Origin of the sequence: Marilutibacter chinensis, assembly GCF_021725675.1 — a bacterium.
Taxonomy (GTDB): Bacteria; Pseudomonadota; Gammaproteobacteria; order Xanthomonadales; family Xanthomonadaceae; genus Marilutibacter; species Marilutibacter chinensis.
This window is the reverse complement of record NZ_JAKJPO010000018.1, coordinates 23,305-38,968: the sequence shown is the minus strand read 5'-3', so window position 1 is coordinate 38,968 and position 15,664 is coordinate 23,305. Positions and strand designations below refer to the sequence as shown.

The following is a 15,664-nucleotide window of genomic DNA, read 5'->3' as shown; positions in this document are numbered from 1 at the left end:
GGGGACTCGGCTCGCAGGCAATGGATGGACACGGCGGCGGTCGTGGTGACCGCGGCGCGCAAAGGCCCGCCATTGTCGCAACCGCGGCGGATCGGGGCAAAGGCGCGGTCCCTACGGGAGGACATGGGGGCATGCCGACGGGGCATGAGGCCCGGTACCGGGCGGGAAGAGGGCAGGGATGGCGTGGCTCGGGACTTAGCACCAAGGGCGGGGGCGAAACAGTTGTGTCTCAGCCTGTGAGATAAATGTATGCGACAGAATCGGCCATCGCGGCCCATACAGCTGCTGGTGGCGGGATTGGCACGCGAGAGGGACCTCGAATGGAAGATTTGTCGCCGTCCGACCTGAAAACGATCCTGCACTCCAAGCGCGCGAATCTGTACTACCTGGAACATTGCCGCGTACTGGTCAACGGCGGCCGGGTCGAGTACGTCACCGATCAGGGCAAACGCAAGCTTTACTGGAACATACCGATCGCCAACACCACCACCGTGTTGCTCGGCATCGGCACGTCCATCACCCAGGCGGCGATGCGCGAGCTGGCCAAGGCCGGCGTGCTGGTGGGGTTCTGTGGCGGCGGCGGAACGCCCCTGTTCTCCGCCAACGAAGTCGACGTGGACGTCTCCTGGCTCTCGCCGCAGAGTGAATACCGGCCCACCGAGTACCTGCAGGCGTGGGTGAAGTTCTGGTTCGACGACGACTTGCGCCTGTGCGCGGCCAAAGCGTTCCAGCGTTCGCGGGTGGCAAGACTGCGCCAGCAATGGACGCACCGGCACCTGCGCGACGCCGGTTTCGGGGCGGACCCCGGACGCCTGGACGAGCTGCTGCAGCGCACCGAAAGGCAGATCGAGCTTGCGCAGGACAACACCGCTCTCCTCACCGAGGAAGCCCGGTTGACCAAGGCGCTGTTCAAGCTGGCGGTGGACACCGTCGGCTACGGTGACTTCACCCGCGCCAAGCGCGGCACTGGCAGTGATCCGGCCAATCGCTTCCTCGACCATGGCAACTATCTGGCCTATGGCCTGGGTGCCACCGCCACCTGGGTGCTTGGTCTGCCGCACGGCTTGGCGGTGCTGCATGGCAAGACCCGGCGCGGCGGCCTGGTCTTCGACACGGCCGATCTGATCAAGGACGCCAGCATCCTGCCACAGGCGTTTCTGTCGGCGATGCGCGGCGACGATGAACAGGAGTTCAGGCGCGGCTGCATCGAATCGCTCACACGCAGCGAATCGCTGGATTTCATGATCGACACCATCAAGGCCGTCGCCCTGGAGATCGCGGGCAAGACGGCATGAACGTTCTGCTGATCTCCCAATGCGACAAGCGAGCCTTGACCGAGACCCGGCGCATCCTCGACCAGTTTGCCGAGCGCCGTGGCGACCGCACATGGCAAACGCCGATCACTGGCGCGGGCCTCGACACTCTACGCAAGTTGCTGCGTCGCACCGCACGAAAGAATACGGCCGTCGCCTGTCACTGGCTCCGTGGACGTGACCACAGCGAATTGTTGTGGATAGTCGGCGACGCGCGCCGCTTCAATTCCGAGGGCGCTGTGCCCACCAACACCACCATCCGCGACGTGCTGCGACGCGAGGACGAGAACGACTGGCATACAGCCGAGGATATCCGCCTGTTGGCGCAACTGGCGGCGCTGTTGCACGATCTTGGCAAGGCCAGCATTGCGTTCCAGCAGCGCCTGCGCGGAAAGTTGCTGGAACGGAACCTGTACCGGCACGAGTGGGTTTCGCTGCGTCTGTTCCTGGCCTTCGTCGGCCAGGATGGCGACGAAGACTGGCTGCGTCGGCTGGCCGATCCGGATGCCTTCAACGAGCAGGACTGGATCGGGCCCGGCCGCTACCAGCGCGATGGTCTGGATGCGATCGACCGATATCCCTTCCGCAACCTACCGCCGCTGGCCGCCGCCGTGGCCTGGCTGGTCGTGACCCACCATCGCCTTCCTGTAGTGCCTGCCGAGAAGGACGATGGTACCCAGGACTGGCTTGGCAAGCGTTCGCGCCAGTTCAACGCCTCATGGCTGAAAACGCCGCTGCAGCAGGTCGCGCACGACTGGAACGAAATCCGCCAGCCAGCCGAACCCAAGCACGTGGAACGGTACTGGCAACCCGCGGGCCCGCTGCCGGTGGTCGAACCGTCGTGGCGAGCGCAGGCCGCCCGCCTGGCAAGGCGCCTGCTGGAGCTGCGCGGGCGACGCGATGCCGAGTGGTTGGACAATACCTACGTCATGCACTTGGCCCGCCTTAGCCTGATGTTGGCGGACCATCACTACTCCAGCCTTGGCGTGGATGGCCAAGGCTGTCCTGTCCCTGCACGGCGACCGTTCGTGCAGAAGGAACAAACCCTGTTCGCCAATACATGGCGGGATCGCCACGACCGCACGCATCTCAAACAGTCCCTGCTGGAACACCTGCTCGGCGTGACGCGTGACGCCGGCCTCGTCGCCCATGCCTTGCCAGGCTTCGAACGCTACCTGCCGCGCCTGGCCAACCATCGTGGCCTGCGCAAGCGCAGCGCCGATCCGCGCTTCTCTTGGCAGGACAAGGCTGCCGATGCCGCCGTCTCGCTGCGGGAATCCGCGCGCGAGAACGGCGCCTTCATCGTCAACATGGCCTCTACCGGCTGCGGCAAGACACTGGCCAATGCACGGATCCTCTATGCGCTCGCCGACCCCCAGCAGGGACTGCGCGCCACCTATGCCCTGGGCTTGCGCACGCTGACACTGCAGACCGGTCGCAGCTATCGCACCGACCTGCACCTGGGCGAGGACGAACTGGCGATCCACGTGGGCGGGACTGCCAGCCGCGCCCTGTTCGAATACTACGAACAGAAGGCCGAAGCGCATGGCTCGGCATCGGTGCAGGACCTGATCGAGGAAGACAGCCACGTGCTCTACGAAGGCGTCACCGCTGACCACCCATTGCTCGCGCGCGCCCTGCACGACCCCGATATCCGCAGGCTGCTGTCGGCTCCGATGCTGGTCTGCACGGTGGACCACATAGTGCCGGCCACCGAGTCGCTGCGCGCCGGTCGCCAGATCGCGCCAATGTTTCGGCTGATGAGCGCGGATCTGGTCCTGGACGAGTTGGATGATTACGACCTGGACGATCTGCCTGCGTTGACCCGGCTGGTGCATTGGGCCGGCCTCCTTGGCACGCGGGTAGTGCTGTCCTCGGCCACGCTGCCGCCGGCATTGGTGGAAGGCATGTTCCTCGCCTACCGGGCCGGGCGCCTTCAGTACCGGCGGAATCGCGGCACCGGAGGCGGGCAGCACACGGAGCGGATCGAGGTGCCCTGCCTATGGACGGACGAATTCGGCGTGCGGACGGCCACCAGCACCGATGCGGCCGCCTTCGCCAGCCAACACATGCAATTCGTCGAGAAGCGGACGGCGCGGCTGGAGAAGGCCGAACCGCTCCGACGCGCCGAACTGGTCGCACTGGATATCGCCGCGGGCGGGTCTAAGGAGAAGACCCGCGCCAAGTTCGCCGAACATATCCGCGAGTCCTGCCTGCGCCTGCACGAAGCCCATGCGGAAACTGATCCCGTCAGCGGCAAGTGCGTCAGCTTCGGGCTGGTACGCATGGCCAACATCGACCCTCTGTTCGACGTGGCCCAGGCGCTGTACGCGCTCGGCGCACCGGAGAACACACGCATCCACCTGTGCGTCTATCACGCTCGTTTTCCGCTGGTGCAGCGCTCGGCCATCGAGCGCCAACTCGACACCGTATTCAACCGGCGCGGCGACGCGCAGGCCGTGTACCGCCTGCCGGCCATCCGCGCCGCGCTCGACGCCCACCCGGAGCGTAATCATCTGTTCGTCGTCCTCGCCTCCCCGGTCTGTGAGGTCGGCCGCGACTGGGACGCCGATTGGGCCGTGGCCGAACCTTCCTCCATGCGCTCGCTGATCCAACTTGCCGGGCGCGTGCAGCGGCATCGTGGCCAACCAGCCGAGCGATCCAACATGCTGATATTCGAGCGCAATCTGAAATCGTTGGAAGATAGGACGCTGGCCAATGGCCATCCTGCCCCCGTGTTCGTCCGTCCCGGCTTCGAGCGGCACGACGACAGCCATCGCTTCCGCCTGCGCAGCCACCGCCTGAACCGGCTGCTATCGCCCGACGAGTACCGGACGCTCACCGCGCTGCCGCGCATTCGGCCCCGTCCGGAAGCGGAATGGGCCAGTCGCGAGCGGCTGGTGGACCTGGAGCAGGCACGCATCGCAGCCGGCATGCTGCCCAGGCAGCGCTTGCCCGACGCACTGGCGCCATCCGAGGGCGCGCCCATGGGGCGAGATGAAGCCGCCTGGTCATGGCAGTACCCGCAGGCGACCCTGACCGGCGTACTGCCTCAACAGCAGCCGTTCCGCGAGGACACCCTGCGCAAGGCCAGTCTGGTCTTCCTGCCGGATGAGGACGAGGAGTATCTGGTTCTGCATCGCATCGAGGACGACCCCGGCCATCGCGGTTGGAATCTCTACGTCCCGATCGACCGCAGCCAGCGCCACGAGGCGAAGCTGGCGATTGGGCAGCGCATCACCCCATGGGGCGAGTTCGACCTGATGGCGTTGCTCGCCGAGCAGGCCGAACACCTCGACCTGGCGCTGCGCCACTGCGCTGAACGGCTGGCGGCGGTGGAGGTTCCGCACAGCGAGCAAGGATGGCGGCATCACCCGTGGCTGGGGTTCTCGAGATGACATTCACCGAGTTCAAGTTTCGAAACGAACGACCAACGAGTCCACCGAAGGCCCAAACATGGAGGAGAGATGGATGATGGGATTGAATTGCCGGGGAGAAGCTTTCCGCTCGGCCATTGCCGCCTTCATCGAAGCGCGGCGCGAGGCCAAGTTGAAGGGCAAGGAGGACGATGCCGATGCGGCGTCGAAATACGACTACGGGACGTGGCTGGCCGATGCGGCTCGTCGGGTCGGACAGATCCAGGCCGTCACCCATGTGCTCAAGGCCACCCACCCCGAGGCGCGCGGCAGCAGTCTGCATGCCGCGCCGGCTGAGCTGCCGCAGCATGTCGAGATCGGCAGCCATCTGCTCGGCGAGGAGTTTGCCGAAGATGTGGTCGGGAACGCGGCGGCGCTGGACGTCTTCAAGTTCCTCAAGATCGAAGTCGAAGGCCGCCGACTGTTGGACTGGATGCAGACCGGCGACAGCGACCTGGGCCACGCCCTGCACCCCGATCCCGCAATGGCCTCCGTTTGGATGGAAGCCTTCGGCGGGCTGGTGCGTAGCGATCCGGAGCCGGTGTCGCACGAAGCGGCCAAGCAGGTCTATTGGCTGACCGGGGAGCGACCCTCGAACGACGCCGACTATCACCTCCTGCAACCGCTGTTTTCCAGCAGTCTGGCTCATGCGGTGCATGCGGACATCCAGGATGCCCGCTTCGGCGATGACAACAAAAGGGCCCGGCAGGCATTCCGGGCGAGGGAAGCCCACGAAGCCGTCTACCGCGACTACCGCAACCTGGTCGCTCGCAAGCTGGGCGGCACGAAGCCCCAGAACATCAGCCAGCTCAACAGCGAACGCGGCGGCATCAATTACCTGTTGGCTTCGCTGCCGCCCCCGAAATGGGATCAGGACCGATTTCGGCAACTGCTGAACATCGAGACGGCGCTCGACCGGTTTGCCCACTTCAAGGGCGTGCGCTTCCTGGTGAGGACGCTGGCCGATTTCCTGCTCTCCAATCCCAACCCGAACATGGACACGCGGGATCGGCGCAAGGCCATCGAACAGGCTCTCGGTTTCCAGCTGCAGGTCTTCGCTGCCAGCATTCAGGCCAACTCTGAACCCGGCTGGACCCGTGCATCGGACTGTGCCCTCCCGCTGTGTGAGCAGCTTTGGCTCGACCCCGAGCGGATTGAGCTGCCACCCCGGGAGGGACACGAGCAGGAGGACGACGCCTTCATCGCTGCCTATCACCGTGGTGACTGGCCCGATGAAGTCGCCGGGCGTTTCGCCAACTGGGTCAACGCGCAGCTGCGCGAAGCAGGATTGGTCGCTGTCGGCGATGCAGAGTATGGGCATTGGGCCAGGCAAGCCATCGTCGACGCCGCCTGGCCGGTGCCGATGCAACGTCGGGCACCAGAAGGAGCGTCCTCATGAGTGGCTGCCCACGCTTCGATCATCTGCTGGTGCTGCCGCATCTGCGAGTCCAGAACGCCAACGCTGTGTCCAGCCCGCTGACCCATGGCTTTCCGTCGATGACGGCGTTCCTGGGCTTGATGTGGGCGCTGGAGCGCAGGACTCGGGCCGCCGGACTGGACATCGCGTTCCGGGCGATCGGCACGGTCTGTCACGACCACCAGGAACAGGTCACCGGAGGTGGCTTCGTGAAGGCCTTTCGCCTCACCCGTAACCCCGTCGGCAAGGACGGCGGCACTGCTGCCATCGTCGAGGAAGGCCGTATCCACCTGAAGCTGAGCCTGGTGCTCGCCGTCCGCAGCGAGCGCTGGAGCCGCGATCCAGAGATGCGTGACACGGACAGTGCCGTCGTTGCCGATCTGCTGGCCGGGATGCGCATCGCAGGTGGCAGTCTGTTGCCTCCATTACGACCTGGACGGTTTCGCGACAGGCCTTGGATCCTGGAGCTGACCGGCGCCGAGGAAGATCGGCTGGCGGAGTTCCGCAAGGCGCGTATGCGCCTGCTGCCAGGCTTCGCCCTAGTATCGCGCGATGATCGGCTCGATACACGCTTGGCCGAGCTTCAGTCCATGAATCCCGAAGCTACCCGCCTCGATGCCTGGCTCTCGCTATCGCGCATCAACTGGCGCTACCAGCCGGGTGAGAAGGACGGCGCCAAGGGTGAATGGCTCAACGACCGCAAGAGCCAGGGCTGGACCGTGCCGATTCCTGTCGGTTACGGCGCCCTGGGTGATCTCCGCGAGGCAGGCAGCGTCGCCAATGCACGCGATACCACTACTCCGTTCCGCTTCGTCGAAAGCCTCTACTCGATCGGCGAATGGATCAGCCCGCACCGCCTGCAATCGCCCCAGCAACTGCTCTGGTACGCCGACAGCCAGCCCGGAAACGGCCTCTACCGATGCCGCAATGACTACCAGCCCACTGCCGAACTGATCGAGCAGCTCTACGACCTCGACTGACAGTCCATCACGACAAGGAACCCGATCATGTCCAAAGAACTCAAGACCGCTTCCGTCCTCGCCTTCGAGCGCAAGCTCGACCCGTCCGATGCGCTGTTCTTCGCCGGAGATTGGACTGCGCGCGACCGTTCCGATGCCTGGGAGCCGGTGAAGATCCGCGAAAAGTCCGTACGCGGCACCATCTCCAATCGCCTCAAGACCAAGGACCAGGACCCGGCCAAACTCGATGCCGCCATCGAGAACCCCAACCTGCAGACCGTGGACGTGGCCGCCCTGCCGTTGGACGCCGATACGCTGAAGGTACAGTTCACTCTTCGCGTGCTCGGCGGCACCGGCGAGCCATCCGCCTGCAACGATGCCGACTACCGCAACAAGCTCATCTCTACCGTGACGGAATACGTGCGCCAGCAGGGCTTTGGCGAACTGGCGCGGCGCTATGCCGCGAATCTGGCCAACGGCCGGTTCCTGTGGCGCAATCGCATCGGGGCCGAGCAGGTGGAAATACATGTGGCCCATCTGCGTGGCGGCCAGCCCGCCACGCGGTGGACGTTCCAGGCGCATGAACACTCCCTGCGCGACCTGGCGCCCCCAGTCAGCGAGGCGGCCGATCTGAGCGCGCTTGCTTCGCTGATCGAATCCGGCCTGGCGGGCAGTTCCCATGTGCTGTTGCAGATCACCGCCTACGTACGTATCGGCGCCGGCCAGGAGGTGTTCCCTTCACAGGAACTGATTCTCGACCGCGGCCGGGGCGACAAGAGCAAGACGCTGTACTCGGTGGGCGAAGGCGACAAGGCCATCGCCGCCATCCACTCGCAGAAGGTCGGCAATGCCCTGCGCACAATCGACACCTGGTACCCGGATGCCGACGAGAACGGACCCATCGCCGTGGAGCCTTATGGCTCGGTTACCACCCAGGGCAGGGCCTATCGCCAACCGAAGGAGAAGATGGACTTCTACAACCTGCTGGACAATTGGATCATCAAGGACAAGGCGCCGAACCTGGAGCAGCAGCATTTTGTCGTTGCTACTCTCATTCGTGGCGGCGTGTTCGGCGACGCGGGCTGATGCCATGAGCCACTATCTGGATATAGATATCCGTCCCGATCCGGAACTGACGTCGCAACACCTGCTCAACGGCCTCTACGCCCGGTTGCACCGCGCCCTCGTGCAACTGGGAAGTCAGGACATTGGCGTCAGCTTTCCCGAGCACGACGACGCCAGGCCCACCCTGGGAAACAAGTTGAGGCTGCACGGGCCTGAGACCTCATTGCAGGCGCTCGTGGCTACTTCCTGGCTCAAAGGAATGCTCGACCACGTGAAGGTATTGGCGATCAAGCCGGTGCCCGCCGGCACCAGTCATCGACATGTGAGCCGGGTACAGGCCAAGAGCAGCCCAAGTCGGCTTCGGCGCCGCGCCATGCGCCGCCATGGCCTGGATGCCGAGACGGCGATGAAGCGCATCCCGGATTCTGTAGCTGAACATCTGAGGCTCCCGTTCGTCGTGCTTGGAAGTCGGAGCACCGGCCAAGCTTCGTTTCCGCTGTTCATTCGCCATGGTCCTCTGCTCGCAGAACCGATGTCCGGCACGTTCAACAGCTATGGTCTCGGCCAGGGGGCCACGATCCCCTGGTTCTGACCCTTTTCTTCCGCTTGCCGATAGAGTCAGGAAAATCAATGACTTGACGGCTGACGCCTCAAAAGGGTGTCAGCCCTCATTTTTGTCTATGGGGCTAGAATTGAAAGGGCTCGCTGGCGTTCTGCTCTAGTTCACTGCCGCACAGGCAGCTCAGAAAGTATTGGGGAGCCAGCCCGCTCCATCACGATGGTTCACTGCCGCACAGGCAGCTCAGAAAAATAGGCAAGCCGAAACACCATTGCCTCATCCGTTCACTGCCGCACAGGCAGCTCAGAAAAGCCAGGTCGAACACGGCCGGCAGGTTCATCTGTTCACTGCCGCACAGGCAGCTCAGAAATGAAGTAGGTCCCTCGGCGCCAGCTGTAAGGCGTTCACTGCCGCACAGGCAGCTCAGAAAGAACAGGGCGGCATCTGCATGGGTGCCTCAGAGTTCACTGCCGCACAGGCAGCTCAGAAATTGCGGTCCCTGCGGCCCTGGCGTCAGCTCGAGTTCACTGCCGCACAGGCAGCTCAGAAAAAATCCCGAAGCACAAGATCGACGCCCTGGTGGTTCACTGCCGCACAGGCAGCTCAGAAATGCCTGTCTCGCTCCAGGCGCTCCAGGCGCTCGTTCACTGCCGCACAGGCAGCTCAGAAAAAGACGGTCATCGTGCCGCAGGGCGTCTCCCCGTTCACTGCCGCACAGGCAGCTCAGAAAGCACCGAAACCTGGGTGGGCGACGGCGGCGCAGTTCACTGCCGCACAGGCAGCTCAGAAATGACGTGAGCGCCCAGAGCGCGAAGGGGGACGGTTCACTGCCGCACAGGCAGCTCAGAAAGTATGGCCGCTGCGATTCCGCACGCGGGAGGTGTTCACTGCCGCACAGGCAGCTCAGAAATGATCGGCCCGGAAACGGTGCCGCGCATGGACGTTCACTGCCGCACAGGCAGCTCAGAAATGAGTCCCGACAAGAAGACCGGCGGATACGTGGTTCACTGCCGCACAGGCAGCTCAGAAAGCTGGATCTTTCATCAGGGCTCGCTTGCACAAGTTCACTGCCGCACAGGCAGCTCAGAAAGCCACGTGAGGCGCTTCCCCATTTTCGCTGGCGTTCACTGCCGCACAGGCAGCTCAGAAAATGAAGCACGACAGGCGCGAGGCAGAACGTGAGTTCACTGCCGCACAGGCAGCTCAGAAAGCTTCCACGCCTGCCCGCATCCCCTGGCGGTCGTTCACTGCCGCACAGGCAGCTCAGAAATGACGGCGACACAAGTCGGGCCCCGGCCATGCGTTCACTGCCGCACAGGCAGCTCAGAAAGTCTCGCGTCGATCGAACACAGGCGCAGTCCAGTTCACTGCCGCACAGGCAGCTCAGAAAGTCCGTTGCTTGCCGAACCGCGCGCGGGTACGGTTCACTGCCGCACAGGCAGCTCAGAAAACCACGTCGGGTGCTACGTGGCCGGTCTTGTCGTTCACTGCCGCACAGGCAGCTCAGAAAAAGTCGCCGCCATACATGAGCAGGGCGTTGAGGTTCACTGCCGCACAGGCAGCTCAGAAAAGAGGGTGCCGGCATAGGTGCTGAGATTGGTCGTTCACTGCCGCACAGGCAGCTCAGAAATCCAGGGCGCGCTCGAGGTCGTCGACCGCGGCGTTCACTGCCGCACAGGCAGCTCAGAAAAAGCACTTCGGCGATCCGGAGGCCCGGGTTCAGTTCACTGCCGCACAGGCAGCTCAGAAAGTTATCGAGCTGTCGCCAGGCCGAGAGATCGTGTTCACTGCCGCACAGGCAGCTCAGAAAACACGTTCCTGTACCGCGCGCAGCTGGTCACGGTTCACTGCCGCACAGGCAGCTCAGAAAGCCGATCCGGATCTTGCGGAACTCGTCGCACGGTTCACTGCCGCACAGGCAGCTCAGAAAACCAGCCTGCGGCTAACCCGTTCCCCTGGATCGTTCACTGCCGCACAGGCAGCTCAGAAATGGTAGCCGGCGAGCGCGTAGAAGATTCCGTCGTTCACTGCCGCACAGGCAGCTCAGAAATGACGAGATCGAGCGGATCGTCATCGCCTGCGGTTCACTGCCGCACAGGCAGCTCAGAAAGCCGCCGTGGTCCCTGTGATCAGCAGCATGGTGTTCACTGCCGCACAGGCAGCTCAGAAATCGATCTCGACGCGGACGGTCTTGCCGCCGGAGTTCACTGCCGCACAGGCAGCTCAGAAATCGATCTCGACGCGGACGGTCTTGCCGCCGGAGTTCACTGCCGCACAGGCAGCTCAGAAAGAGGAGCTCGCGGTCGCTGCGGCGGTCTACCTGTTCACTGCCGCACAGGCAGCTCAGAAAAGATAGGTGTTGCTCAGCGTGTGCCCGCATTCCGTTCACTGCCGCACAGGCAGCTCAGAAATATCAGGAAAAGCACAAGATGGCCGACGGTCGGTTCACTGCCGCACAGGCAGCTCAGAAAATCGACGCACTTCGCGCTCGAGCGCGGCGCATGTTCACTGCCGCACAGGCAGCTCAGAAAGCGAGATCATCGGGAGGGCCATCTGATGCGCCGTTCACTGCCGCACAGGCAGCTCAGAAATGATGGCAACCGGCTCATCTGCCGGCGCCGCAGTTCACTGCCGCACAGGCAGCTCAGAAACCACCCGGCGCGCGTAGCTCGCGCTGACGGGAGTTCACTGCCGCACAGGCAGCTCAGAAAGAAACATCGCCGCGCGGAGGGCAAAGACATGAGTTCACTGCCGCACAGGCAGCTCAGAAATGAGATCACCGACTTCACGCAGTGCCCGAGCTGTTCACTGCCGCACAGGCAGCTCAGAAATGGCTGGCCCACCGCCGCACCACCCGCAACGCGTTCACTGCCGCACAGGCAGCTCAGAAAAGACGCAGCCAGGCCGGCGTATACACACGGATGTTCACTGCCGCACAGGCAGCTCAGAAACTCTACGTCGTGACGCTGCCGGACGGGCGGTGGTTCACTGCCGCACAGGCAGCTCAGAAAGACGGGCGGCATAGGCAATGCCTTGACTGCAAGTTCACTGCCGCACAGGCAGCTCAGAAAGACTGGCGGCCGTGTTTGGCGTAACGCAAAAGGTTCACTGCCGCACAGGCAGCTCAGAAAGCAAGCCACGTCACGAGACGCAACATCCTCGGGTTCACTGCCGCACAGGCAGCTCAGAAATCCCTCGCGCAATCGCAACAGCTCGCATTGCGGTTCACTGCCGCACAGGCAGCTCAGAAACTGCAGAAGCTCCACCGCGAGGCGGTCAAGGAGTTCACTGCCGCACAGGCAGCTCAGAAATCGCCGGGCATCAGCACGCGCACGCTGCCGTCGTTCACTGCCGCACAGGCAGCTCAGAAAGGAACCGCCGGCGCCCCGCCCCACCAACCGTCGTTCACTGCTGCACAGGCAGCTCAGAAATGCCGGTCGGCGCTGCCAGCGCCTGAAGCGCCGTTCACTGCCGCACAGGCAGCTCAGAAAGAACATCAACGCGACGTTGCCGACGATGCCGCGTTCACTGCCGCACAGGCAGCTCAGAAAAAATGCATCGGCGGTCGCAAGTTCCAGAAGACGTTCACTGCCGCACAGGCAGCTCAGAAAAAGCAAACGATCACGAAACGCCAGTTCGAACTGTTCACTGCCGCACAGGCAGCTCAGAAAACTGCTGGAATCTTTGGCCGGACACACATTCGAGTTCACTGCCGCACAGGCAGCTCAGAAATGGCGGAAGCGCGCCTCCGGGCTGCTCTTGGCGTTCACTGCCGCACAGGCAGCTCAGAAAAGGACGCAAAGGGCCGCCTTGTGGCCGAGGCGGTTCACTGCCGCACAGGCAGCTCAGAAAAGATCGCGCGTCAGACGGCTAGAGCATTGCGAGTTCACTGCCGCACAGGCAGCTCAGAAAACATTCGCGACCAGCACATCCAAGTCGCTCGCGTTCACTGCCGCACAGGCAGCTCAGAAAGTCTTGCGCATTTATGACAACGGCGGAAATACGTTCACTGCCGCACAGGCAGCTCAGAAAATAAACGACATTTGTGATGTCGAATACCTCACGTTCACTGCCGCACAGGCAGCTCAGAAATTCACGAGCAAGTGCCAATGACAACTGACCGAGTTCACTGCCGCACAGGCAGCTCAGAAAGTTGCCCGGTTGCCCGGAAATCAGAATGATCAGTTCACTGCCGCACAGGCAGCTCAGAAAAGGCGACAATCCGGGTCGTTCGTGACGCGACTGTTCACTGCCGCACAGTCAGCTCAGAAAGTGCGCGATCATCGCGTTCCTTATTGCTGTGCGTTCACTGCCGCACAGGCAGCTCAGAAATGACTGTCGCCAACGATGGCGACGCCTATCCCGTTCACTGCCGCACAGGCAGCTCAGAAAAGATCTGGATGCGGCAGCCGAGGTCGGCTGCGGTTCACTGCCGCACAGGCAGCTCAGAAATGTTCGCCGGCGGCGGTGGCGCCAGCGAAGCGGTTCACTGCCGCACAGGCAGCTCAGAAAAGATAGGTGTTGCTCAGCGTGTGCCCGCATTCCGTTCACTGCCGCACAGGCAGCTCAGAAATGGCATTGCCCAGTATCAGGGTTCCACTGAGTGTTCACTGTCGCACAGGCAGCTCAGAAAGCCGCAGATGGACACCGAGGATCCGGCCGCCTGTTCACTGCCGCACAGGCAGTTCAGAAACATGGGCACCTGGCAGCGCACGCAGGAGCGGTTGTGGGCGCACGCCGTGATGTGGCCGTCCTGGGAAAGCTTTGTCGCCGCTCACGCCGCTCACGCCGCTCCCACGACGGATTTCGTCGTGGCTCGCGCCCTGCCTGGACAGAAGGCAATCAGTGGACGGGGCGACGGTGACGGCCCGGCGGTGGCGCGGCGCGCTCGGGGGCGAGGAGCGCCGCGACCACCGCCGCAAGCCGTCGAAGCGTGGACGCGACCGGTACCGTGGCGTCCGTTACTGCTGCTGGGTGAAGTAGCCGCAGCCGTAATAGGTGACACTGCCGGCGGCGACCTGGATCGTGTAGGTCGCGTTGTCGGCCGTCCTCGAATACGGACAGGACTTGCCCAGGGGAATGGGGCTGATGGTGATGTTCATCCGGGATCCGCCCGGAATGTTCGTCAGCAGGTAATCGCCCTGCGAATAGGTCAGCGTGAGCCAGCCCGTGCTCTTGTTGCCGTTTGCGGGCACGAGCGTGTAGCTCACGCCCTCGTTGGGATCGCTGTCGTCGAGGGTGATGTTCCAGTTGGTGCCGGAGGTGACGAACAGCGGCGCGGGGAAGGTGACCTGCTGGGCGGCGACGGGTGCGGCGAACGTGCCCAGGGCGAGCGCGGCGGCGAGCAGGATGGCGGTGACGTTGAGCTTGCGCATGACGGTCCTCGATGAGCGGCGGAAGGCCGCGGATGTCGTCTGGAACGTCGGTCGGCGCGGGTTGTGAACGCCGGCGCCGCCGGATCAGAGCAGGCCGTCGCGCTTGACCGCGAGGTAGCGCTCGACCAGTGAGGCGGCGAGCTGGTCGCAGGTGACGTCGAGCACCATCACCCCATGGTTGCGCAGCGCATCGTGCGCGACGGCGCGCTGTTGCAGGTACTGCGCGGTGGCACCGGCCCGGATCGCACCGGGCAGGTCGTGGACCTCGCGGGCGAGGGTCTCGTCGAGCGCGACCTCGCGCAGGCTGGCGACGCAGACCAGGTGCCGCTTGCGCAGCAGTTGCACCGCCGCCAGCACGTCGTCCATGTCCTCGTCGCGCAGGTTGGTCACCATCATCACCAGCGAGCGGCGCCGCTGGCGCACCGACAGTTCGGTGGCGGCGGCGAGGAAGTCGGTGGCGACCGGCGATGGCTGCAGCGCGTAGCTGCCGCGCAGCAGGCCCTCGATCGCGCCGGCGCCGCGCCGCGGCGGCACCCAGGTGCTGTCGCCGCCGGCGGCGAGCAGGCCGACCGCATCGCCCTGGCGCAGCGCCAGGTAGGCGACCACCAGCGCCGCGTCGAGCACGTGGTCGAAATGCGCCATGCCCCGTCCGCTGGCGAGTTCGTCGCGCGCGAGCAGGCGGCGGCCGGTGTCCAGCAGCAGCACCAGCTGCTGGTTGCGCTCGTCCTGGTATTCGCGCGAGATCAGCTTGTGCGAGCGCGCGGTGGCCTTCCAGTCGATCTGGCGCAGGCTGTCGCCGATCCGGTACTCGCGCATCTGGTGGAAGTCGGTGCCCTCGCCGCGACGCCGCTTGAGGTGCGCGCCGACCAGCCGCGACGCCTGCTCGGCGGAGAACATCGCGAACTTCGCCAGGGGCGCGAAGTTCGGGAACACCCGCACCGGCTGCAGTTCACCGGCGGTACGCCGCTGCCGCCACAACCGCCACGGCGAGTGCACGCGCAGGTGGGTGCCGTCGAACACGAAATCGCCACGCTCGTGCGCGCGCAGGTGGTAGTCGAACCGCGCCGATTCGCCGCGGCGCAGGTCGAGCCGGCGCGGCAGTCCATGCATCTGCCAGCCGACCGGGTGCAGGTCGAACACGTCAATGCGCTGCGGGCGCGCGGATTCGAAGGCGAGGGTGACCGGCCGCTCGATGCCGATCGGCCAGGTGTCGGGGACGCTGCGTTCGACCTGCGGCAACGGCAACCGCCATACGCGCACGAGGTCGATCAGGGCGAGCAGACCGAGTGCGGCACCGGCGCCCTGCCACCAGCGCGGCGGCACGGTGCCGGTGCTCGCGGCGAGGCCGAGCGCGGCCCACAGCACGAGCAGGGCCAGCAGCAGCGGCGCAGGGCGGGGAAGGGTGCGGGCCGACATGGCGCTACTCATATCACGCAACCGTTCCTGCCCCTGTTGCGCCGGCGGCGAAGGGGGTGAGTGGAGAGGATCGCGAGCCGCCGGCCCGCCCCGTGGCGGGGGCATGCCGGCCGAGTCCGACCGTCAGCCCGGCCGGCAACGGAG

At 64.5% G+C, this 15,664-nt stretch carries 8 protein-coding genes and 1 CRISPR repeat array; of the genes, 6 read left to right on the top strand and 2 right to left on the bottom strand.

All coding sequences use genetic code 11. From position 1 onward, the window contains the following. Positions 1 to 320: 320 nt before the first annotated feature. The 6 genes from cas1f (at position 321) to cas6f (ending at position 8,762) form a co-directional block, all read left to right on the top strand. Complete coding sequence (gene cas1f, locus L3V18_RS17500) at positions 321 to 1,295, top strand: type I-F CRISPR-associated endonuclease Cas1f (protein WP_237056664.1); 975 nt, start codon at positions 321 to 323, stop codon at positions 1,293 to 1,295. Continuing rightward, positions 1,292 to 4,711 (top strand): type I-F CRISPR-associated helicase Cas3f, encoded by a 3,420-nt coding sequence (gene cas3f / locus L3V18_RS17495; RefSeq protein WP_237056662.1) that lies wholly within the window; start codon positions 1,292 to 1,294, stop codon positions 4,709 to 4,711. The genes cas1f and cas3f overlap by 4 nt, the downstream gene beginning before the upstream one ends. A gap of 73 nt (positions 4,712 to 4,784) precedes the next feature. Continuing rightward, positions 4,785 to 6,128 (top strand): type I-F CRISPR-associated protein Csy1, encoded by a 1,344-nt coding sequence (csy1, locus tag L3V18_RS17490; protein WP_237056660.1) that lies wholly within the window; start codon positions 4,785 to 4,787, stop codon positions 6,126 to 6,128. Continuing rightward, positions 6,125 to 7,126 (top strand): type I-F CRISPR-associated protein Csy2, encoded by a 1,002-nt coding sequence (gene csy2, locus L3V18_RS17485; protein ID WP_237056658.1) that lies wholly within the window; start codon positions 6,125 to 6,127, stop codon positions 7,124 to 7,126. Before csy1 ends, csy2 begins: the two co-directional genes overlap by 4 nt. Before the next feature lie 27 nt (positions 7,127 to 7,153). Next, positions 7,154 to 8,191, top strand: coding sequence for a type I-F CRISPR-associated protein Csy3 (csy3, locus tag L3V18_RS17480; RefSeq protein ID WP_237056656.1), 1,038 nt, complete (start codon positions 7,154 to 7,156; stop codon positions 8,189 to 8,191). A 4-nt stretch (positions 8,192 to 8,195) separates the two neighbouring features. Then, the gene (gene cas6f / locus L3V18_RS17475; protein WP_237056654.1) at positions 8,196 to 8,762 is read left to right on the top strand and encodes a type I-F CRISPR-associated endoribonuclease Cas6/Csy4; all 567 of its coding nucleotides are present in this window, start codon (positions 8,196 to 8,198) and stop codon (positions 8,760 to 8,762) included. Positions 8,763 to 8,891: 129 nt separating this feature from the next. Next, positions 8,892 to 13,422: direct repeats of the CRISPR family, unit length 28 nt; unit sequence GTTCACTGCCGCACAGGCAGCTCAGAAA. Between the two features lie 268 nt (positions 13,423 to 13,690). On the opposite strand, the gene L3V18_RS17470 is transcribed toward cas6f, so the two are convergent. Beyond that, on the bottom strand, positions 13,691 to 14,104 hold the full coding sequence (locus tag L3V18_RS17470) for a hypothetical protein (protein ID WP_237056653.1): 414 nt from the start codon (positions 14,102 to 14,104) through the stop codon (positions 13,691 to 13,693). An 84-nt stretch (positions 14,105 to 14,188) separates the two neighbouring features. Continuing rightward, positions 14,189 to 15,520 (bottom strand): DUF58 domain-containing protein, encoded by a 1,332-nt coding sequence (locus tag L3V18_RS17465; RefSeq protein ID WP_237056652.1) that lies wholly within the window; start codon positions 15,518 to 15,520, stop codon positions 14,189 to 14,191. Positions 15,521 to 15,664: the final 144 nt, after the last annotated feature.

Bases quoted from the DNA above. Each gene is read 5' to 3' on its own strand.
- csy2 (WP_237056658.1), top strand. From the start codon at position 6,125: ATGAGTGGCTGCCCACGCTTCGATCATCTGCTGGTGCTGCCGCATCTG.
- cas3f (WP_237056662.1), top strand. From the start codon at position 1,292: ATGAACGTTCTGCTGATCTCCCAATGCGACAAGCGAGCCTTGACCGAG.
- cas6f (WP_237056654.1), top strand. From the start codon at position 8,196: ATGAGCCACTATCTGGATATAGATATCCGTCCCGATCCGGAACTGACG.
- cas1f (WP_237056664.1), top strand. From the start codon at position 321: ATGGAAGATTTGTCGCCGTCCGACCTGAAAACGATCCTGCACTCCAAG.
- csy3 (WP_237056656.1), top strand. From the start codon at position 7,154: ATGTCCAAAGAACTCAAGACCGCTTCCGTCCTCGCCTTCGAGCGCAAG.
- L3V18_RS17470 (WP_237056653.1), bottom strand. From the start codon at position 14,104: ATGCGCAAGCTCAACGTCACCGCCATCCTGCTCGCCGCCGCGCTCGCC.
- csy1 (WP_237056660.1), top strand. From the start codon at position 4,785: ATGATGGGATTGAATTGCCGGGGAGAAGCTTTCCGCTCGGCCATTGCC.
- L3V18_RS17465 (WP_237056652.1), bottom strand. From the start codon at position 15,520: ATGTCGGCCCGCACCCTTCCCCGCCCTGCGCCGCTGCTGCTGGCCCTG.